The sequence below is a fragment of the Pandoraea sp. LA3 genome (assembly GCF_022696215.1).
In the GTDB taxonomy this organism is placed as follows: domain Bacteria; phylum Pseudomonadota; class Gammaproteobacteria; order Burkholderiales; family Burkholderiaceae; genus Pandoraea; species Pandoraea capi.
Genome location: NZ_PTPY01000027.1, coordinates 22,109 through 41,216 on the forward strand (window position 1 = coordinate 22,109; position 19,108 = coordinate 41,216).

At 63.2% G+C, this 19,108-nt stretch carries 18 protein-coding genes; 12 read left to right on the plus strand and 6 right to left on the minus strand.

Annotated features, from left to right (window positions below; genetic code table 11):
- The first annotated feature begins 21 nt into the window (after window positions 1–21).
- Entirely contained in the window at window positions 22–1,503 is a 1,482-nt protein-coding gene (locus C5N93_RS07910; protein WP_242558866.1) for an efflux transporter outer membrane subunit, read from the plus strand.
- Window positions 1,504–1,543: 40 nt separating this feature from the next.
- Here C5N93_RS07910 and C5N93_RS07915 read toward each other — a convergent pair whose 3' ends face one another.
- From C5N93_RS07915 to C5N93_RS07930, 4 genes are all read right to left on the minus strand, one after another.
- Window positions 1,544–2,605 carry an AI-2E family transporter gene (locus C5N93_RS07915; protein WP_242558867.1) on the minus strand — a complete coding sequence of 354 codons (1,062 nt, stop codon included), beginning with the start codon at window positions 2,603–2,605 and terminating at the stop codon, window positions 1,544–1,546.
- Window positions 2,606–2,654: 49 nt separating this feature from the next.
- Window positions 2,655–3,935: a phospholipase A gene (locus C5N93_RS07920; RefSeq protein WP_242558868.1), complete on the minus strand. Its 1,281-nt coding sequence runs from the start codon at window positions 3,933–3,935 to the stop codon at window positions 2,655–2,657.
- A gap of 31 nt (window positions 3,936–3,966) precedes the next feature.
- Window positions 3,967–5,247, minus strand: coding sequence for an arginine deiminase (gene arcA, locus C5N93_RS07925; protein WP_242558869.1), 1,281 nt, complete (start codon window positions 5,245–5,247; stop codon window positions 3,967–3,969).
- A gap of 87 nt (window positions 5,248–5,334) precedes the next feature.
- Window positions 5,335–6,759, minus strand: a complete 1,425-nt coding sequence (locus C5N93_RS07930) for a basic amino acid/polyamine antiporter (RefSeq protein ID WP_242558870.1) — start codon at window positions 6,757–6,759, stop codon at window positions 5,335–5,337.
- 672 nt (window positions 6,760–7,431) lie between these two features.
- On the opposite strand from C5N93_RS07930, the gene C5N93_RS07935 reads away from it, so the two are divergent.
- From C5N93_RS07935 to C5N93_RS07985, 11 genes are all read left to right on the plus strand, one after another.
- Window positions 7,432–8,847 carry a basic amino acid/polyamine antiporter gene (locus C5N93_RS07935; protein WP_242558871.1) on the plus strand — a complete coding sequence of 472 codons (1,416 nt, stop codon included), beginning with the start codon at window positions 7,432–7,434 and terminating at the stop codon, window positions 8,845–8,847.
- Between the two features lie 43 nt (window positions 8,848–8,890).
- Entirely contained in the window at window positions 8,891–9,847 is a 957-nt protein-coding gene (locus C5N93_RS07940) for a cation diffusion facilitator family transporter (RefSeq protein WP_242558872.1), read from the plus strand.
- A 113-nt stretch (window positions 9,848–9,960) separates the two neighbouring features.
- Window positions 9,961–11,055: a trypsin-like peptidase domain-containing protein gene (locus tag C5N93_RS07945; protein ID WP_242558873.1), complete on the plus strand. Its 1,095-nt coding sequence runs from the start codon at window positions 9,961–9,963 to the stop codon at window positions 11,053–11,055.
- A 173-nt stretch (window positions 11,056–11,228) separates the two neighbouring features.
- Window positions 11,229–12,236 carry a 1,2-phenylacetyl-CoA epoxidase subunit PaaA gene (gene paaA / locus C5N93_RS07950; RefSeq protein WP_069343538.1) on the plus strand — a complete coding sequence of 336 codons (1,008 nt, stop codon included), beginning with the start codon at window positions 11,229–11,231 and terminating at the stop codon, window positions 12,234–12,236.
- A 47-nt stretch (window positions 12,237–12,283) separates the two neighbouring features.
- Window positions 12,284–12,580, plus strand: a complete 297-nt coding sequence (paaB, locus tag C5N93_RS07955; protein WP_069343539.1) for a 1,2-phenylacetyl-CoA epoxidase subunit PaaB — start codon at window positions 12,284–12,286, stop codon at window positions 12,578–12,580.
- Between the two features lie 61 nt (window positions 12,581–12,641).
- Window positions 12,642–13,445: a 1,2-phenylacetyl-CoA epoxidase subunit PaaC gene (gene paaC, locus C5N93_RS07960; protein WP_069343540.1), complete on the plus strand. Its 804-nt coding sequence runs from the start codon at window positions 12,642–12,644 to the stop codon at window positions 13,443–13,445.
- A 16-nt stretch (window positions 13,446–13,461) separates the two neighbouring features.
- A complete protein-coding gene (gene paaD, locus C5N93_RS07965) occupies window positions 13,462–14,070 on the plus strand; it encodes a 1,2-phenylacetyl-CoA epoxidase subunit PaaD (protein ID WP_242558874.1) in 609 nt (202 codons plus the stop codon).
- Between the two features lie 42 nt (window positions 14,071–14,112).
- Window positions 14,113–15,201, plus strand: coding sequence for a 1,2-phenylacetyl-CoA epoxidase subunit PaaE (gene paaE, locus C5N93_RS07970; protein WP_069343541.1), 1,089 nt, complete (start codon window positions 14,113–14,115; stop codon window positions 15,199–15,201).
- A gap of 216 nt (window positions 15,202–15,417) precedes the next feature.
- Window positions 15,418–16,206, plus strand: coding sequence for a DUF1835 domain-containing protein (locus C5N93_RS07975; RefSeq protein ID WP_242558875.1), 789 nt, complete (start codon window positions 15,418–15,420; stop codon window positions 16,204–16,206).
- Between the two features lie 9 nt (window positions 16,207–16,215).
- Entirely contained in the window at window positions 16,216–16,872 is a 657-nt protein-coding gene (locus C5N93_RS07980; RefSeq protein ID WP_069343543.1) for a TetR/AcrR family transcriptional regulator, read from the plus strand.
- Between the two features lie 244 nt (window positions 16,873–17,116).
- The gene (locus C5N93_RS07985) at window positions 17,117–17,773 is read left to right on the plus strand and encodes a GNAT family N-acetyltransferase (RefSeq protein WP_069343544.1); all 657 of its coding nucleotides are present in this window, start codon (window positions 17,117–17,119) and stop codon (window positions 17,771–17,773) included.
- A gap of 124 nt (window positions 17,774–17,897) precedes the next feature.
- On the opposite strand, the gene C5N93_RS07990 is transcribed toward C5N93_RS07985, so the two are convergent.
- Both C5N93_RS07990 and C5N93_RS07995 read right to left on the minus strand, forming a co-directional pair.
- Window positions 17,898–18,386: an Lrp/AsnC family transcriptional regulator gene (locus C5N93_RS07990; protein ID WP_150722727.1), complete on the minus strand. Its 489-nt coding sequence runs from the start codon at window positions 18,384–18,386 to the stop codon at window positions 17,898–17,900.
- A 252-nt stretch (window positions 18,387–18,638) separates the two neighbouring features.
- Window positions 18,639–18,848 carry a hypothetical protein gene (locus C5N93_RS07995; RefSeq protein WP_039393813.1) on the minus strand — a complete coding sequence of 70 codons (210 nt, stop codon included), beginning with the start codon at window positions 18,846–18,848 and terminating at the stop codon, window positions 18,639–18,641.
- Window positions 18,849–19,108 lie beyond the last annotated feature (260 nt).

Here is a 19,108-nt window from a genome sequence, read left to right on the forward strand (position 1 = left end):
CGCACCCTGACGCGAAGCACGATGGCCACGGTGTTGTGCGCGACGCTTGCGGCCTGCTACGGCCCGCTGAAGCTCGCGGACCCGACGCCCACGCCAGACCACTACACGGAAGCGGCGCCTTCAGTGACGACACCGCCCGACGACGCAGCGCTCGCTGTCTGGTGGCAGCAGTATCACGACGACACGATGACCTACGTCGTGACGACCGCACTCGCGCAGAACCAGGACATCCGCATCGCCGCCGGACGACTGGACGAAGCGCGCGCGACCATCGACGCTGCGCGCTCGCAACTGTTCCCGACGATCGGCGCCGGCGTCGACGGCCTGCGCTACTACGGCGGGCCGACGTCGCTCGAATTCCAGCAGTTGCTCGGGGTCAACGATCTGACGGCCCAGATGTGGCGCGGCGCGTTGCAGGCGCAGTGGGAAGTCGACGTGTTCGGTCGCGGCCGCGACCGGCTGTCGGCGACGAAATCGCTGGCCACTGCGGCGGCAGGCGATGTCGAAGCGGTTCGGCTGAGTGTCGCCGCCGCGGCCGCCGATCTCTATATCAATTACCGCGGCTTGCAACAGCAGCATGACCTGCTGCGTGCGAGCGAGTCGATCGCCAGCGATTTCGTGACGATCGCGCAGAAGAGCTTCACGGCAGGCGTCGTGCTGAGCACGGACATCCGTGTGGCACAGGCAGGACTGGCGCAGGTCCGCGCGCGGTTGGCCGATGTCGATGTGGCGATCGCGCAGGCGCGACTCGGACTGGAGAACCTTTGCGCCCTGCCGCCGGGCAGCCTGACGCCACGGCTCGCGGACACCGGTGTTCTGCCGTCGGCCCTGCCGGCCATCGCCCCGGGGCAGCCCATCGACCTGATGCGCCGCCGCCCCGACCTGATCGCCGCACAGGCGCGTCTGGAGGCGAGCATCCGCCAGTCGGATGCCGCCCGCAAGAATTACTGGCCGACGTTCTCGCTCGCGGGCACGCTGGCGCGCAACGGCTGGCAGCTTGCCGGACAGACGCTGGCGCCAAGCACCTTCTGGCTGTTCAACATCGCGGCGATGGTGCCGCTGATCGATTTCGGTGCGCGCAAATCGCAGGTGGATGCCTCCGACGCCCGCGCCCAACAGGCGCTCGCGATGTACGACAAGACCGCCATGACGGCACTCTTCGACGTGGAACGCGCCCTCGCCCGCCTGTCGCGGCAGGCGGAAGTGCTCGGCAGCCGACGCGAAGAAGTCGCGCAGCGCAATCGCGTGCTGTCCAACGTGCAGCGACAGTACGCCGTCGGCGACAACGGTCGGCTGGATATCGACCAGTCACGGCTGGCACTGCTGGAGAGTCAGTCGGCACAGGTTCGGGAGCAAGTGGCGCAGCTTCAGGCGCAGGTCGCGCTGTTCCGCGCCATGGGCGGCGGGTGGCAGGCCAACGCAACGCCCGGGGAGCATGCGGCGGCCGATACGACAGGTGTGCGGACAGATACGCGAACACATACGCAGACAGATACGCAGTGAGATCGTCACACGCCCGCCCACTGCACAGCGCAAGAGCCCTTCAGCCTGAAGGGTTCTGGGCTTGCGGTGGCGCCGCGTCTCTCGTGAGCAACGTCGCGAGCGGGCGTGTCGGCTCGAAGGCGGCACAGATGATGGTGAAGGCCACCGTGCCGGGCACCGCGAGGAACGCTCCGGCGACACCCCAGATCGCGCCCCAGACCGCCAGACTCATCAGAATGACCGACGCGCTCAGGTTCATCGAGCCTCCCATCAGCCACGGGTCGAGCAGATTGCCGACCAGAAAATTCAGCACCCCGAGCGAGATCAGCAGAAACGTCGGCTCGTTCCAGCTGCCGAATTGCAGCAAGGCGAGCAGCGTCGGCAGCGCCACCGAGACGAGCGCGCCCGCATACGGCACGAAGTTGAGCACGACGATCAGCACCGCCAGCGGCCCGGCGAACTCCAGCCCCACCACGCGCATGCAGATCCAGCTCAGCACGCCCAGCACGGCCCCCAGCAACGCCTTGAGCGCCAGATACGTGCCGATCCGGGCATTGATGTCGTCGATGACCGATGCGAAATCCGGTTTCCGATGCATCACCGCCAGCAGCTTCTGGCGAAAGCGGTCGTGTTCGACCAGAAAGAAGCCCGCGTACAGCAGCACCAGCACGATCGTGGCGATGATCGACGACACCGAACCGATCAACGTCGTCAGCAGCGCCTGAAGATTGACGGCGCCGAGTATTTCCCGTCGCATCGCCGCCCACGTCGGCTCGGTCTCGATGTGCAACAGCACCGCCGCCTTGGACAGCAGCACCAGCAGCGTCGCTTCGTATCGGGGCGCCACGGCGACCATGCGATTCGTATCGGCCAGTAGCAGATCGACACCGAGCCAAGCCACCAGCACGATCAGCAGCGCCGCGCTGCCGTAGCGAACGCCGGAGCGCAGGCGTCGACCAACATGCGGCAGATAGCGGAATATCTCGGCCAGACCGAACACGATATAGGTCACGATCACGGCAAACGCGATAGGCACCACCACCGAGCGGCCGACGTGGATCGTCCAGCCGACGATCGTGACGATGATCAGCACGCACGTACACGTGATCAGATCCTGCTTCATGGGGCGCCCCGCGTCAGCTGCGTCAGCCGCATCAACTGTGTTAGCCACGTCAGCGCGACACGGCAAAGCCGATGCGCGCCATCCACCGATGCTTGTTGTAGTCGAGGATGTCCTCGCCGTAGCCGTTGAAGTATCCGATCCAGACGTAGCCGCCCCAGGCGTTGTTGATCAGCTTGGCCAGCGGATAGGTGAGCTGCGTGTCGATGCTTCCCTTGCCCGACTTCATCCCCTTGCGCAGCGTGGTCGCAAGTTGCCAGCCGTCGGTGCTGCCGTACTTGAGCAGCAGGTCGACATAGCCGCGATAGTCGGCGATGTCGCGGTTTTCCTCGGCCTTGTGTTCGTACCAGTAGATCTTCGGCGCCACCGTCAGGTGATAGCCGTCGAGATTACCGAAGTCGAAGATCGGTTTGACGAACATGATGTCGATGCCGCGCGACTCAGGTCCGTCGCGGCCGTTCGACTCATGCTCGTACCCGCCCGCGAAGCCCAGCCGGCTGAACCAGCTGGATTTCCAGCCGGTGTCTTCCACGTAATAGAACAACGACGGCTTGTAGCTATTGTCGCGAAACGGCGCCGACTCCTCGCGCATCGCCCAGAACGACGTCTGCGTATAGGCGAAGTAGAGATTGTCGAAGAACCCCTTCGAGCGCGGATCGTCGGGCATGATCATGCGGAACTTCAGGCTGATCTGAAAGCGCGCGAGGTTCTCGCTGTTCGATCCCAGACCGTCGGCGAAGTAGGTCGGCTCGTACATGCTGAGGCGGCCGCCGAACCAGCTCGGCACATCCGGCGACGTGCCGCTGGCGACCATATCGATCGGCTTGCCGGCAGGTGCGCCGTCGCCTGACGCGGGCGGCGGCACATTGCCCCAGCCAGACGCCACAGCCGACGCATCGGCTGTCGTTTCCGCCGTCTTTTCTGCCGACGCTTCCGCCGTCGTATTGCCACCCTTCACGCGAGTGAGCACCACCGTCGAGGGGGAAACGTCCATCGCCGGGACATCGACACGCAACGCCCCGCGCGCCCAATCCGGCCATGCCGCCTCGTACGTGACCGCCTGCATCGCACCGGCCGCCAGCGTCACGTGCGTCGGCGAGGACGCCGCACGTTGCAGCGTCACGGCCCGCGGCAACGATTCGCCATTGGTCAGCGTGATCGTCAGTTGCTCGGGCACGTCGGCATCGACACCGTTGGCGTCGCCCGCATACAGGATCGTCACGACCAGCGGCCGGTCCGAGCGCGCCTCGCGCGGCGGACGCAGCACCGACACGGCCGCCAGACCCAGTGCCGGACAGAGCACGAGAACGGTCGCTGCCGCGAGCGACCGCACGGCCTTTCCCCTTCGCGACGGGGGCGTCACGTCAGAAATCCACGGCGTCGCGGATGATCGGGCACGTCATGCAATGGCCACCGCCACGTCCGCGTCCAAGCTCGGCGCCGACGATGGTCACGACCTCGATGCCGGCCTTGCGCAGCAGGGTGTTCGTGTACGTATTACGGTCGTAAGCGAACACCACGCCCGGTGACGCACAGACCAGATTCGCGCCGCTGTCCCACTGGGTGCGCTCGCGCTGATAATCGCTGCCGCCCGCCTCCACGACACGCAGTTTCTTGAGCCCCAGCGCTTCGGCCACGACATCGACGAACGGCTTGCGCTCGGCGTGCAGCTCGACTCCCGCCGGCCCGTCGCTCGGCCGATACGAGAACGTACGCGTCTGCGACATGAAGTCGGGCGCGACCAGCACGCAGTCGCGATCGGCGAACGTGAACACGGTATCCAGGTGCATGGCGGCACGAATCTTCGGCATCGCCGCGACGATCACGCGCTCAGCCGCGCCGCGCCTGAACAGCTCGTTGGCCAACTGGCTGATGGCCTGCCGTGACGTGCGCTCGCTCATGCCGATAAGCACGGTCTTGTTGCCGATCGGCATGACATCGCCCCCTTCGAGCGTGGCCAGTCCGTGATCCTGCGTCGGGTCTCCCCACCACACATTGACCTTGCCGGCGAAGTCCGGATGGAAACGATAGATGGCGGTCGTGAGAATGGTTTCCTCGTGGCGTGCCGGCCAATACAGCGGGTTGAGCGTAACGCCGCCGTAGATCCAGCACGTCGTGTCTCGCGTGTAGAGCGTGTTGGGCAGCGGTGGCAGCAGGTATTCGGTCGCGCCGGCGGCTTCACGCACCACCTTCAGTGCGGCACCGCCGTGCGTCTCGGGGAAGTCGTGAATCGAGAGGCCGCCGAGCAGCGTCTCGGCCAGTTTGCGATTGTCGAGCCCTTCCAGATAGCTACGTAGTTCGTCGATAAAACCCAGGCCGACCTGATTCGGCACCACCTGATTGTCGAGAATCCACTTCTTGCCCTCGGGTACCGCCACCGTTTCCGCGAGCAGGTTGTGCATTTCCACCACGTCCACGCCCTTGTCGCGCAGCTTGGTGATGAAGTCGAAGTGATCGCGCTTGGCGTTTTCCACCCACAGCACGTCGTCGAACAGCAGTTCGTCGCAGTTGCTCGGCGTCAGTCGCGAATGCGCCAGGCCGGGTGCGCAGACCATCACCTTTCGCAACTGGCCGACCTCGGAATAAACGCCGAACGGACTGTCTTTCACTGCAACGCCTGCATCGGCACCTTGAGACTTGGTCATGTCGATCTCCGAATTGATCTCACTCGTTCAAGAAATGGCGAAGTGCGGCAGCACGGGCACGGCGCTTCGCGACGGCACGGTATCCGGTCAGACGGCGATATAGCCCGTGGCCAGGCCGATAACACCCGCGATGGCCGCGATAACGGTCACCGCGAAAATGGCAATGTCGACGGCGCCCTGGAACACCGGCAGGCCCCGCTCACGCCGGGCCCAGAAATAGAGCGCAGTTCCCGGCGCGTACAACACCGCAGACAGCAGCACATACGAGAGCCCGCCGGCAATGATCATGAAGACGGTGTAGATGACCGCGACCAGCGCGAAGGCGAGATCGCGCTTGCGCTCCTCGGGGCGCACTTCATAGCTCTCGCCCCGGCGCGCCAGTATCACGCCGTAAGCCGCCACGAACAGATACGGAATCAGGGCCATCGAACTCGTGAGGTTCAGCATCAGCGTGAACGCGTCGCGAGAGAAATACGTACTCGCGACCAGCAACTGCACGATGATGTTCGTGATCCACAACGCGTTGGCCGGCACTTCGTTGGCGTTTTCCTTGGCGAACATCAACGGCATGTCCTTGTTCTTCGCCGCCGCGAACATCACTTCCGCACAGATCAGCGACCAGGCCAGATAGGCGCCCAGTACCGACACCACCAGACCGATACTGACGAACAGGCCGCCCCACGGACCCACGATCTGTTCGAGCACGGCAGCCATCGACGGCTGACGCATGCCTGCCACATCGGTACGCGAGAGCACCGCGAACGGCAACATCGACACCAGCACCATCAGTGCCGTGACCGCGCAAAAGCCGGTAATCGTGGCGAAGCCGACGTCTTCACGCTTCTTGGCGTAACGGGAATAGACGCTGGCGCCTTCGATACCGATGAACACGAACACCGTCACCAGCATGGTCGCGCGCACCTGCTGCACGATGCCGCCCTCCTGCGCCGCCAACTGGATGTTCAGGCTGAACATGTCGGCTTTGTAGGCGAACGCCAGAATCACGATGAACACGATGATCGGGATCACCTTGGCGAAGGTCACCACCGTGTTGATGAAGGCGGCCTGCTTGACGCCGCGCAGGATCAGGAAGTGGAACAGCCAGATCCCGACGGACGCCACGAGAATCGCGACGAGCGTATTACCGTCGCCGAATACCGGAAAGAAGGCACCGAGCGTGGATTTGATCAACACCCAGTACGACACATTGCCGATGCAACTGCCGATCCAGTAGCCGAAGGCAGACAGGAACCCCGGGTAGTCACCGAAGGCTTCCTTGGCGTACATGAACACACCGGCATCGAGGTCGGGCTTTCGCTGCGCCAGATGCTGGAAGACGCGCGCCAGCGTGTACATGCCGATGCCCGCGATCACCCACGCAATGACGGCACCCACCGGCCCGGTGGCGTTGGCAAACGTGCGGGGCAACGAGAAGATCCCCGCCCCGACCATACCGCCCACCACCATGGCGGTGAGCTGGATACGACTCATCTTCGCTGTCGAATTGGACATTCATGGCCTCATGGCGTTAAAGCGCGAACGATGCCGCAAGCGCGATACGTGGATACGTGGCGTCGCACAGCAGGGTGTGCAGGAATGAACCGTAGGCGGGTGCTACTGGCGCGCCTTATCGATCAATGCGCGATCAATGCGCGATCAATGCGCAATCAACGCTCGATCAACGCGCGGGGAACTGCCATGACGCCGGACATCGCTGGTGGAGATGGCGAGCCCGGGAGTTGTGAACAACGCACGGCGGACACGGTGTGACGGTCGCCTGAAAATCTGGACGAGCGCAGGTCAGGATGAAGCAGTATCGATGCAACGTTACGCATGCCATTCCCCTGAGAAAATGAAGCCACGCATCTTGTCGACCCGAATTCCCCCCGCACAGCGGCAACCTTCCATCGAGACGAAGCGTAATAAAAATTACTTGCTTCAGACGTTAAACACCAACCTTGTCTCGACGGTAAGGAATCCGCGAATATTTTTCTTATCGCGTTCGGCGGCAGATCAGACAAAAACTCGATTGCAACGGGTATGCTGCCTTAAATGATTCGTCTGTCTGCCATTCGACGCATAAGGCAGAGTAGACCATTTGGAAGTACTGCGCATAGTTAATTTTTCGGCGCCGCCCGGTGACTTTTCCTCAACCGCTGCATGACTGCATCACGATGAGGACGCATGAACGCAACGAATCCCTCCAAAGCGTCGTTGCCCGCGCTGTGGGCCATGGTCGTGGGCTCCATGGTCGGCGCGGGCATCTACTCCTTGCCGCGCAACTTCGCATTGGCAACCGGTCCGGCAGGCGCCATCGTGTCGTGGTGCATTGCCGGTGGCGGCATGTACCTGCTCGCGCGCATCATTCAGTATCTCGCTGAAATCAGACCTGATTTGGACTCCGGAATATTTGCTTATGCGCGCGATGGCTTTGGCGATTACGCGGGATTCATTTCGGCCTTCGGTTATTGGATGGCAGGCTGCTTCGGCAATGTCTCCTACTGGGTGCTGATTAAATCGACACTGGGCACTTTCATTCCGGTGTTCGGCGACGGTAATACGCTTACGGCGATTGCCGTGTCGTCTGTCGGCATATGGTGCTTTCACTGGATGCTGCTGCGCGGCGTGCAACAGGCCACGCTGATCAATGCGATTCTCACCGTGATCAAAGTGCTGCCCATTTTTGCGTTCATCGGCATTCTGGTGTTCAAGATCGACCCCGATGTATTCGCGACGAACTGGCAAGGCGGTAGTGCGACGCTGGGCTCGCAGGTATCGGCCACCATGCTCGTGACGGTGTTCGTCTTCCTGGGTATCGAAGGCGCGAGCGTCTACTCGCGACACGCGCGCAGCCGCAAGCATGTCGGCATCGCCACGCTGGCAGGTTTCGCCTTCGTGCTGCTCCTGCTCGTGTTGGTCACGCTGCTGCCTTTCGGTGTGCTTGCGCAGGCCGATATCGCGCTCATGCGGCAACCCTCGATGGCGGCCGTGCTGGGCGCGGTCGCGGGACCGGCGGGCGCGGCATTCATTTCGGCCGCACTCATCCTGTCCGTGTTGGGCGCCTACCTCGCCTGGTCGCTGATCTGTGCCGAAGTGGTCTATGCCACTGCGCTCGCCGGCGGCCTGCCGAGAGCCTTTGCCCGCCTTAACGCGAAACAGTTGCCCGCCAATGCGATCTGGCTCACGTCGGCTGTCGTGCAGGCGTTCGTGATCAGCACGTATTGGTCCACCGATGCCTTCTCGCTCATGTTGCGCATGACGAGCACGATGGCGTTGATTCCGTATCTGCTGGTCGCACTGTTCGGACTGAAAGTCGTGGCCGGTCAATCGTCCGACGCCGACGCGCAAAGCGGAAGAACGACGCGCTACGGCATCGCCATTGGCGCCACGATCTATACGGCGTTCCTGCTCTATACGTGCGGCATCGATCTGCTGCTGATGGCCGCCTTGCTCTATGCACCCGGCAGCCTGCTGTACGCGTGGGCACGCCGTTTGCACGGGCAACCGCTTTTCTCGCGTCGGGAATGGTGCGCTTTTGCGGTCGTGATGGCAGGTGCAGGCGTCGCCATCCTCACCATGACGGGTGTGATGCTGCGTTAGCGTCCCGGCCCCTGCCCCTTTTTGCATCCAACAGCGAGGCACCATGCCGATTCGTTCCACGCTGAAGAAAGCACAGATTGCCGCCATCGAGAAGCGCGCGATGAAGGTGTCCCTCGTCGTCGTGAGCTTCGGTTTCGTCGCGAACATCGGCTACGGCCTGCTCATCCAATCCGATGCGCTGCTGCTGACGGCCGTGATTTATCTCCTCAATCTGGCCACGGCCGGACTCGGCCTGCTTGCCGCGACGCTGATCAACGCACCGGAGAACAGCCGCCGCGAACACGGTTACTGGTTCCTCGAACCGCTGGTCAATGGCATCACCGGGATCATGATCCTGCTGATCTGTGCGTACGGCGTGATCAACGGTCTTGAAGGAATACGCACCGGCGGTCACTATGTCGATACGCAGGGAGTGATCTGGTTCAGCGCCGGCAGTTGTCTCGTCTGCCTGATCATGGTGCGCTACAAGCGCTGGGCGAGCGCACAGGTCAACTCCAAACTGCTCAAGGCCGACAGCTGGAAATGGGTGATGAAGCTCGCATTCAGCGCCGCCACGCTGCTCGGCTTTCTCGTGTACCTCGCGCTGCCGGATGCGTTTCGTGTGGTGTGGGCGCGTTATGTCGACAGTATGGTGACGGTGGTGCTATCGGCGCTTTTCGTCGGTGTGGCCCTGCGGCTGATTCGCAAGAATTTCGGTGAGTTGCTGCATGTGCCGCCGGAGGAAAACAACCCGACGAACGACATCGATGCCTTGCTGACGAGCGTCGGCGAGCTGGGCGGCGTGCTGCGTTTTCACACCCATGTCGCGCAGGCCGGGCGTCTGAACTTCGTCGACATCAGCATTCTGATCGACGCCGACTCGCCCTTGCGCGACGTGCGGGCGCAGGACGCCCTGCGCGAACGCCTCTGGCTCGTCACCAGCCGTCAGGACATCGGCAGCCGGGTGACGGTCCAGTTCACGGCGGACCCCGCATGGGAAGATGGCCGACAGACGACGTAACGTCCAGCGAAACCATAGATGCGCGGTGTAAAACGGCTTAAGACTCGCTTAAGGTGCGTCACATAGGATGCTGGCTTTTCGCGCCCCCGTCCCTCCCCGTACTACTGAGCATCATGAGCACCGACAAGCATCGATACGGCCGCATCGCCGCGAGTATCGCCGTGCTGACGACGACCGTCGCCGGCATTGCACTGGCCCCCTCGGACGACGCCGCTGCCGGCGTATTGCCCTTCACCACAACGGCCACCGCGACCGCAGCCACCGCCCCGGCATCGAAGCCGGACGGCGATTCCACCACGCCGCAGGCCCCGAACTTCGCCAACATCGTATCGCGCTATGGCCCGGCGGTCGTCCATATCGATGCCGTGGCCGGTCGGGGCTCGGCCAGCCTCGGCTCGGGCTTCATCGTGAGCAGCGACGGTTTCATCCTCACCAACCATCACGTGATCAAGGGTGCCGAACAGGTGTCGGTCAAGCTGACTGACGGCCGCACCTTCGATGCGCGCGTGGTCCGCACCGATCCGACGACGGACGTGGCGGTGCTCAAGGTCGACGCGCGCGGCCTGCCCGTGGTCAGGATTGGCGACCCGGCGGACAGCAGAACCGGGGAGTGGGTCGTCGCCATCGGCTCGCCGTATGGTCTGGACAACACCGTCACGTCCGGCATCATCAGCAACAAGGCACGCACGATGTCGGAGGACAACCCGGTGAAGTTCATCCAGACCGACGTCCCGGTGAACCCCGGCAACTCCGGTGGGCCGCTGTTCAACCTGAAAGGCGAAGTCATCGGCATCAATTCGATGATCTACTCGCGCACCGGCGGCTTCCAGGGACTGTCGTTCGCCATTCCGATCGATGTCGCGATGCGCATCAAGGATCGGGCGCCGCGGGAGGCGCAATCGGGCTCGCCCACGCCCTCATCTCACGGCCGACTCGGCATCGCGATCCGGCCCGTGACCGACGATCTCGCCGACGACCTGGCGCTGCCGTCCACGCGCGGCGCGCTGGTGGTTCAGGTCGCGGCGGGCAGTCCCGCCCAGGCGGCCGGACTGATGGCGGGCGACGTGGTCGTCGCGTTCAACGACCGCGCCATCGCATCGCCGGACGTCCTCGCGCGCTACGTCGCGGCGCAGGCACCCGGCGCCCCGTGCAAGCTAGTTGTCTACCGCGACGGCGAGGTCGTGACGGTGCGCACCCGTTTGTCCTGATCGAAAGACCGGCTGAGCGCCCCCGTCACCTCAGCCCTTTCGTTTCCCCTGCCGAAACCCACGATCTGTGGAAAACGACACCTCCGCGGCCTAATGGAAAACATTTATTGACCGACCGGCCGGTCGGTTTATAATGCGTTCCATATCCCCACATGCCGCGGAGGCCTTCCTCTATGTATACGCAAGCCATCGATCTGGCCGGCAACAGCCCCAAGGGTGTGCGCACCCTGAGCGATGCAGAGCAGGCGCAGCAAGCTCGCTTCGACGAACGCGTCGCCGCCGAACAGAAGATCGAGCCGCAGGACTACATGCCCGCCGAGTACCGCAAGACGCTCGTGCGCCAGATCTCCCAGCACGCGCACTCGGAAGTCGTCGGCATGCTGCCGGAAGGCAACTGGATCTCGCGCGCGCCCAGCCTCAAGCGCAAAGCCATTCTGCTCGCCAAGGTTCAGGACGAAGCCGGCCACGGTCTCTATCTCTACTCCGCCGCCGAAACGCTCGGTACGTCGCGCGACGAGATGATCGACGCACTGCACTCCGGCAAAGCCAAATACTCCAGCATCTTCAATTACCCCACGCTCACGTGGGCCGACGTCGGCGTGATCGGCTGGCTGGTCGATGGCGCCGCCATCATGAACCAGGTGCCCCTGTGCCGCTGCTCGTACGGCCCGTACGCGCGCGCCATGATCCGCGTCTGCAAGGAAGAGTCGTTCCACCAGCGTCAGGGCTTCGACGCCCTGCTCTCGATGATGAGCGGCACGCAAGCCCAGCGCGACATGGTGCAGGAAGCCGTGAACCGCTGGTGGTGGCCGGTGCTGATGATGTTCGGTCCGAGCGACAAGGAGTCCATCCACAGCACGCAGACCATGAAGTGGGGCATCAAGCGCATCTCGAACGACGACCTGCGCCAGAAGTTCGTCGACGCCGCCATCGAACAGGCCAAGGTGCTCGGCGTGACTTTCCCCGATCCGGATCTCAAGTGGAACGAGAGCCGTCGCGCCCACGACTACGGCGAGATCGACTGGAGCGAATTCTGGCGCGTCGTCGGTGGTGACGGCCCGTGCAACAAGGAACGTGTCGGCACCCGCGTGGCGGCCCACGAGAAAGGCGCCTGGGTGCGCGAAGCCGCCCTCGCCCACGCTGCCAAACAGCGCCAGCGCGCGCAGAAGCAGGCCGCCTGAGCGCTCGTCGCCAGTCACGCCGCCCTCACAAGACATCAGGAACGATCATGACGCAAGCAACTAACAAGGAATGGCCCCTCTGGGAAGTGTTCGTGCGCAGCAAGATGGGCCTCGAACACAAGCACAGCGGCAGCCTGCACGCCGCCGACGCCGAAATGGCCCTGCGCATGGCGCGCGACGTCTACACGCGCCGCCAGGAAGGCGTGAGCATCTGGGTGGTGCCGTCGGTCGCGATCACCGCGTCGGCACCGGAAGACAAGGCCGAGCTGTTCGATCCGGCCGCCGACAAAATCTACCGTCACCCGACCTTCTACCAACTGCCGGAAGAAGTGAACCACATGTAAGCGGCTGCGCGCCGACAGACCCGACGAGGTCCACGGCGCGCCCCAAGCGAGACCCCAGAACATGAAACCGACGCAGGAACATCTGTCCTATCTGCTGCGCCTCGCCGACAACGCGCTGATCCTCGGTCAGCGCAACGCGGAATGGTGTGGTCACGGCCCCGTGCTGGAAGAGGACATTGCCCTCACGAACCTGAGCCTCGACCTCATCGGCCAGGCACGCATGCTGTATCAGCACGCCGCCAAGCTCGAAACGGCACTCACCGGCTTCGCCAAGCAGGAAGACGATTACGCCTTCTGGCGCGACGAATTCGCCTTCCGTAACTGGACGCTCGTCGAACTGCCCCACTACGGCCCGACCGCCGGCACCACAGCCGCCGAGCGCGACTACGCCGTCACCATCGTGCGCAACTTCCTGTACTCCGCCCTGATGGTCGAAGTGTGGCAAGCCCTCGCACAATCGGCAGACGAAGACCTCGCCGCCATCGCCGCCAAGTCGGTCAAGGAAGCGCATTACCACCTGCACCACGCGCGCGACTGGCTCGTGCGCTTCGGCGACGGCACGGAAGAATCGCATCGCCGCGCGCAGGCCGCACTCGACTATCTCGTGCCGTACATGAACGAGATCTTCAAGCGCGATGCCCTCGAAGACACCGTGGCCGCCGCCGGTACGGGCGTCACGATGGCCGACCTGAAAGACGCGTGGCAAGCCACCGTCAACGACGCCCTCGCCGAAGCCACGCTGACGTCGCCCGTCGGTGGTGCGTTCGAGAGCACGGGCAAGTTCGGTCATCACTCCGAGCACATGAGCTATCTGCTCGGCGAGATGCAGGGACTGGCCCGTCAGCATCCGGGCGCCAACTGGTAAGCCGCCCGCGCACATCATGCACAAGACGAACCTGTTTGCCGACGCGATGACGAATCTGCCGCTCACGCCTGCCGTGGCACCCGACGTGCTGACGCCGGCGTCGGCCGCATCGTTGCCGCTCGCCTGGCAAACACTCGAAGCCGTGCCCGATCCGGAAATTCCGGTCGTGTCGATTCGGGAGCTCGGCATTCTGCGCGATGTGCGCGTGGTCACGAACGATCAGGGCGCTGCGGCGTTCGAGATCGTGATCACGCCGACGTATTCCGGCTGCCCGGCCATGCAGCAGATCGCCGAGGACATTGCCGCGGCCATGACGCGCGCCGGCCTCGGCCCGTGGCACGTCAAGACGGTGCTCGCGCCCGCCTGGACGACCGACTGGATCAGCCCGGAAGCGCGCGAAAAACTGCGCGGCTACGGCATTGCTCCGCCGACCGGCACGCACGCCGTCTCCGCCGACGCCCCGCGCAAGATCACGTTCTACGGCCGCCCGAAAGACGGCGTGCCCTGCCCGCATTGCGGCTCGCACGATACCGAAGTCGTCTCCGCCTTCGGCTCGACCGCCTGCAAGGCGCATTACCGTTGCCGTTCGTGCCAAGAGCCGTTCGACTACTTCAAGCCATATTGATGGCCAGATTGACCCCAGATTGACCCGATAGGGAAGCCTACGATGACGACCCCGCAATTCCATTCGCTGACGATTCGCGAAATCCGGCCCGAAACCGCCGACGCCATCTCCATCGCCTTCACGGTGCCGGACGCCCTGCGCGACGCCTATCGCTTCACGCAAGGCCAGTTCCTCACGCTCAAGACCGATATCGACGGCGAAGAAGCCCGTCGCTCGTACTCGATCTGCGTTGGCGTGCCCGACTATGAGGCCACGGGCGAATTGCGCGTGGGCATCAAGCGCGTGCCGGGCGGCAAGTTCTCGAACTTCGCGAACGACCAGCTCAAGCCGGGTCAGCAAATCGACGTGATGACGCCGGACGGGCGTTTCTTCACGCGACTGTCGGCGGACAACGCCAAGCATTACGTCGGTTTCGCCGGCGGCTCGGGCATCACGCCGATGCTCGCGCTCATCAAGACGACGCTTGCCGCCGAGCCGGACAGCCAGTTCACGCTCGTCTACGGCAACCGCTCGGTGCCTGCGATCATGTTCGCCGAAGCGCTCGAAGACCTGAAGAACACGTATCTGGGCCGACTGCGCCTGTATCACGTGCTCTCGGACGAGGCGCAGGAAGTCGAGCTGTTCAATGGCCTGCTCAACGAAGAGAAGTGCGCGGCGTTCCTTGAGACGCTGATCCCGGCATCGAGCATCGACGAAGCCTTCATCTGCGGCCCCGGTCCGATGATGGACGCCGCCGAAGCTGCGCTGGCCGCCGCCGGCGTCGCCAAGGAAAAGATCCACGTCGAACGCTTCGGCGTGCCGTCGCCGCAAGCGGGCGTGAAGCCTGTCGTCATCACCGACGACACGCCGATGGCCGAACTGGTCGTCGTCATGGACGGCAAGGAGCGCCGTCTGCGCCAGCCGTACGAGGGCCAGAGCATTCTCGACACCGGCCTCGCCGCCGGCCTGTCGCTGCCGTATGCCTGCAAGGGCGGCGTGTGCTGCACGTGCCGCGCGAAGGTGCTCGAAGGCGAAGTGGCAATGGACAAGAATTACACGCTGGAAGATTACGAAGTCGAACAGGGCTTCGTGCTGACCTGTCAGGCGCGCCCGCTCACGGAGCGCGTGGTGGTGAGCTACGACGAGCGCTGATCGGCCGAGGGCAGGATGGACGTGGAGCGCGGTCCGCCGTGTTCTCCGGCCGTCTTCCCCCGCCGTCTTCCTCATGTCGAACGCCTGTTTGCCGTGAGGTGCGAACGTCACGTCATCGCAGGCGAAAGCGGCATGAAATCCCGCCAATGCGTCGATTATTTCCGGCATTACGGGAGCGTCAACCCGAGGTAGCGGGAATACCGTAAACTACCGGGCATGAATACCATCCATGTCGTCTGTGGCGATATCGCCGCGCAGCAATTGCGCGCGGCGATGGCGCAAGCGCAACGCGCCGACCCTGTCCTTGTCCTGCGCGACGATCTGGCCGTTGGCCCGCTGCGCGAGATCGACGAGAACGAACGGCAGCGTGCCGCGTTCTGGCAGCGCGTCGCGCCATCGGCCGGCCGGGATTACGCAGGCGAGTTGCGCGAAGAGCTGGCCTCGCTGCAACGGCTCGTCGAAGGCGACAATGCGGTGGTTTGCTGGCATGGCGACAGCGCGTCCGATCAGTTGATGTTGCGACGCGTCGCCTTTATGCTTCGCAGCACGCCTGCCCGCCTGAACGAGATTCTCCTGCGTGGCAGCGATCTGTCACCGGACGGCAGCGCGGGCGACGCCAACCGCCGCACGAGCGTCGGCATGTACGCCCCGGCAGTGCTGGCCGAACGGTTTGTGCGGATCGCCCCGATTTCGCTGCTTCGCATCGGTCGTCTGTCGCTGGAATGGCGGGCGCTCAAGCAAGTGAATACGCAGGTCAGACGCTGGGTGCACAACACGTTCGAAGGCGCGACGTTCGCCGAGATCGACGATCAGATTCTGGCGCGCGCCCCGGTGGCCTGGACCCCGATGGCCGCGTTTCTCGGCGAACTGATGCCCCGCATCGAGGGTTTCTTCGCCACCGACAGTTTTCTTTTGTGGCGCTGCCGCGAACTCGGTGCGGCAGGCCGGCTAGCGTTACGCGGCGACACCACGGCCGCGAGCGCGTGCGATTTACGACTGGAGTAACCCCCGTTTATGGCACGTACCAAAGCGCCCGATCACGAATCGCAGCGCGAACAGATTCTCGACGTCGCCGCCGACGCCTTCGCGCGCGCGAGTTATCCGAGCACGTCGATGTCCGAGCTAGCCGCCGCCTGCGGCACGTCCAAGGCCCGTCTCTATCACTACTACGCCAGCAAAGACGCCATCCTCTTCGATCTGCTGGAGCGCTATACCAAGCGCCTGATGCTGATCGTCACCGAGGTCGAAGCGCTCGGCCAGCGACGCGGCCTGTCGGAGCGCGACACGTTCCACGAGCTGATCCGTGCGTTCCTCGATGAGTACGAGACGTCGCAGACGCGTCACATCGCGCTGCTCAACGACGTGAAATTCCTGAACGACGAGCAACGCGAGATCGTCCTCAACCGTCAGCGCGACGTGGTTGCCGCGTTTGCACGCCAGCTCACCCGGGCGTTCCCGGAGCGCGTGGCCAAACACAACCAGACGGCGCTCACGATGATGCTCTTTGGCATGATCAACTGGACCTTCACGTGGCTCAAACCCGGCGGCCGCATGCGCTACCGCGACTTCGCCAACGAGGTCATTGCCGTGCTCGAACACGGTCTGGCCGCCCCGCTGCCGGACGGCATCGAAGCCGCGATTCCCGCGCCTGCCACGCCATCGCGCCCCTAAAGGTTGCAAGTACTCACTTACACAAAAAGGGTGATATCTCGCCCTTTTTTGTTGCCTCGCAGCAACTGCGTTGTGACGGCTGTTCGGTGTCAAAGTCAGAAAAGACGCCATTCTTCAGCGACTTAGACGCTTCCCTCCACAGGCGATTATTCTTTTCCTAGGGTTTTTACCTACCCGTTCGGGTATAATTCTTTTGCGTCGCACAATGCAGTGCACGCACTAAAGAATACTCAAGGATTACGCCATGACTGCCCCGAACCACACGCCCGACGTCGCACACGCGACGGTTGCCGCCAACGAGCGGTCAAGCGTGCTGATTCGTGAGCTCACCTCCGGCGACATCCACCGACTCCAGCGCCATTTCCTGGCGCTCGGCGAGGAAGACCGCCTGCTGCGTTTCGGTCAGGCCGTGTCAGACGATGTGATTACCCGCTACGTCGCTAGCCTCGACTTCTCCCGTGACAGCGTGTTCGGTGTCTATGACGACAACCTCGCACTCGTTGCCGTAGCGCACGTCGCGCAATTGCCGGAAGGCAAGAACGGCCGTGTCGCAGAATTCGGCGTCTCGGTGCTCGAATCCGCGCGTGGGCGTGGCATCGGTTCGCGTTTGTTCGAACGTGCGTCGATCCATTGCCGCAACAAGCGTGTCGATACCCTCTACATGCATTGCCTGTCGCGTAACGCCCGCATGATGCGTATCGCCAAGAAGGCTGGCATGGAAATCAACTTCGCTTACGGCGAAGCGGACGGTTACCTGAGCCTTCCCCCGGCCGACACGCAGTCGATGCTCTCGGAAATGATGCAGGAGCAGATCGCGGCATTCGATTACGCGCTCAAGCGTCAGTTGCGCAACGCCCGCCGTCTGGTCGGCGCGATTTTGCCGAACCAACGCGCTGCCTGAGTGAGTGCCTGAGCGCGTCCGGGCGAACACCCCGCACTCGCTCGCAACCGCGCGTCTCATGAAAAACCCGGCTTTGGCCGGGTTTTTTGTCGTCGTCAGAATGACAGCGTGTGACGCTTGCCGATTACGGCAACGGCAGCGCCGTCGTCTCTTTCAACTGATCGAGGACAAAGCTGGTTTTGACGTCGACCACGCTCGGATGCACGAGCAACTGCGTCTGCATGAAGCGCGAGAAGTGCGCCATGTCGCGCACATGCACGCGCAGCAGGTAGTCCATGTCACCCGCCATCGCGTAACAACCGACGACCTCCGGCCACGAATCGACCACGCTGCGGAAGTGCTCGATGACCGAGCCTCCCTGCCCGTCGCCGGGATGCCGCTTGTCGAGCCGCACATTGACGTAGGCGAGCAGGCCAAGCCCCAGACGCGTGGGCTCCAGCAGCGCCACGTAACCGCGAATGACGCCGGCCTCTTCGAGACGACGAATGCGGCGCAGGCACGGACTCGGCGAGAGCCGCACCTGTTCGGCGATTTCGAGGTTGGAAAGGCGCCCGTTACTTTGCAGCAAGGCGAGGATGCGCCGATCGATCTTGTCCAGCTCCAGTTTTGACATATCTCTCCCTGTTATTGGTATTTATGCGCAATATTATTGCGCAAATCACCAGATATAAGGAAGTGTAATGCGGGTATACGTGGTTACAAGAGATTACAGCGCAGTCGAGCAATACCGAAGGGAAAAGAAAAAGGCGCTCGCCCGGTGGGGCTGCGCCTTTGCGGTTCGGGAGTGTAACGCTGTCTGACGGGTATGGCCGCCGGGCAACGCACTCAGGTGGATCGGGCCGAAGTCACGAAACCAAAACGTGACTTAGCGGCGCTGGAATTCTCGCGGATCGATCGTGCGCTGGTCGAGCGGGCCTTCGTAACGCTGCGGCGTTTGGGTCGTGCGCTGCTGCGTAATCGGAGTGGGTTCGGCCGTCTTGTCGCGCGCCAGCTCATCGGCGCGGGCGACGCTCACTTCCAGGGTCAGGAACGAAGCGGAAACCAGCAGGAATTTGGCAATGTTTCGTTGATTCACAGTGACTCCTTCTTGCGTATCGCTTTATTTGTAGCTGCGTGCTTTCGTTGCACGCTATGGAACGTACCCAACGTGTCGGTCACACCACCGTGACGCATCGGGTAACGCATTAGTAGGCATTCTGCCAACTCCGTTCCCTGAAGCCCCGAACCGTTACACGTTGTTACCCATGTGTCAGATGACGCCGACAAACGTACCATTGTCGACACAATCACGACACAATCACGCCATTTTGAAGCCAAATCCCAAAATACGAATGC

What these genes read in the sequence shown, in the direction of transcription:
- C5N93_RS07910 (WP_242558866.1), top strand. Translation starts at nt 22, where the DNA reads ATGGCCACGGTGTTGTGCGCGACGCTTGCGGCCTGCTACGGCCCGCTG.
- C5N93_RS07915 (WP_242558867.1), bottom strand. Translation starts at nt 2,605, where the DNA reads ATGAAGCAGGATCTGATCACGTGTACGTGCGTGCTGATCATCGTCACG.
- arcA (WP_242558869.1), bottom strand. Translation starts at nt 5,247, where the DNA reads ATGACCAAGTCTCAAGGTGCCGATGCAGGCGTTGCAGTGAAAGACAGT.
- C5N93_RS07930 (WP_242558870.1), bottom strand. Translation starts at nt 6,759, where the DNA reads ATGTCCAATTCGACAGCGAAGATGAGTCGTATCCAGCTCACCGCCATG.
- C5N93_RS07935 (WP_242558871.1), top strand. Translation starts at nt 7,432, where the DNA reads ATGAACGCAACGAATCCCTCCAAAGCGTCGTTGCCCGCGCTGTGGGCC.
- C5N93_RS07940 (WP_242558872.1), top strand. Translation starts at nt 8,891, where the DNA reads ATGCCGATTCGTTCCACGCTGAAGAAAGCACAGATTGCCGCCATCGAG.
- C5N93_RS07945 (WP_242558873.1), top strand. Translation starts at nt 9,961, where the DNA reads ATGAGCACCGACAAGCATCGATACGGCCGCATCGCCGCGAGTATCGCC.
- paaA (WP_069343538.1), top strand. Translation starts at nt 11,229, where the DNA reads ATGTATACGCAAGCCATCGATCTGGCCGGCAACAGCCCCAAGGGTGTG.
- paaB (WP_069343539.1), top strand. Translation starts at nt 12,284, where the DNA reads ATGACGCAAGCAACTAACAAGGAATGGCCCCTCTGGGAAGTGTTCGTG.
- paaC (WP_069343540.1), top strand. Translation starts at nt 12,642, where the DNA reads ATGAAACCGACGCAGGAACATCTGTCCTATCTGCTGCGCCTCGCCGAC.
- paaD (WP_242558874.1), top strand. Translation starts at nt 13,462, where the DNA reads ATGCACAAGACGAACCTGTTTGCCGACGCGATGACGAATCTGCCGCTC.
- paaE (WP_069343541.1), top strand. Translation starts at nt 14,113, where the DNA reads ATGACGACCCCGCAATTCCATTCGCTGACGATTCGCGAAATCCGGCCC.
- C5N93_RS07975 (WP_242558875.1), top strand. Translation starts at nt 15,418, where the DNA reads ATGAATACCATCCATGTCGTCTGTGGCGATATCGCCGCGCAGCAATTG.
- C5N93_RS07980 (WP_069343543.1), top strand. Translation starts at nt 16,216, where the DNA reads ATGGCACGTACCAAAGCGCCCGATCACGAATCGCAGCGCGAACAGATT.
- C5N93_RS07985 (WP_069343544.1), top strand. Translation starts at nt 17,117, where the DNA reads ATGACTGCCCCGAACCACACGCCCGACGTCGCACACGCGACGGTTGCC.
- C5N93_RS07990 (WP_150722727.1), bottom strand. Translation starts at nt 18,386, where the DNA reads ATGTCAAAACTGGAGCTGGACAAGATCGATCGGCGCATCCTCGCCTTG.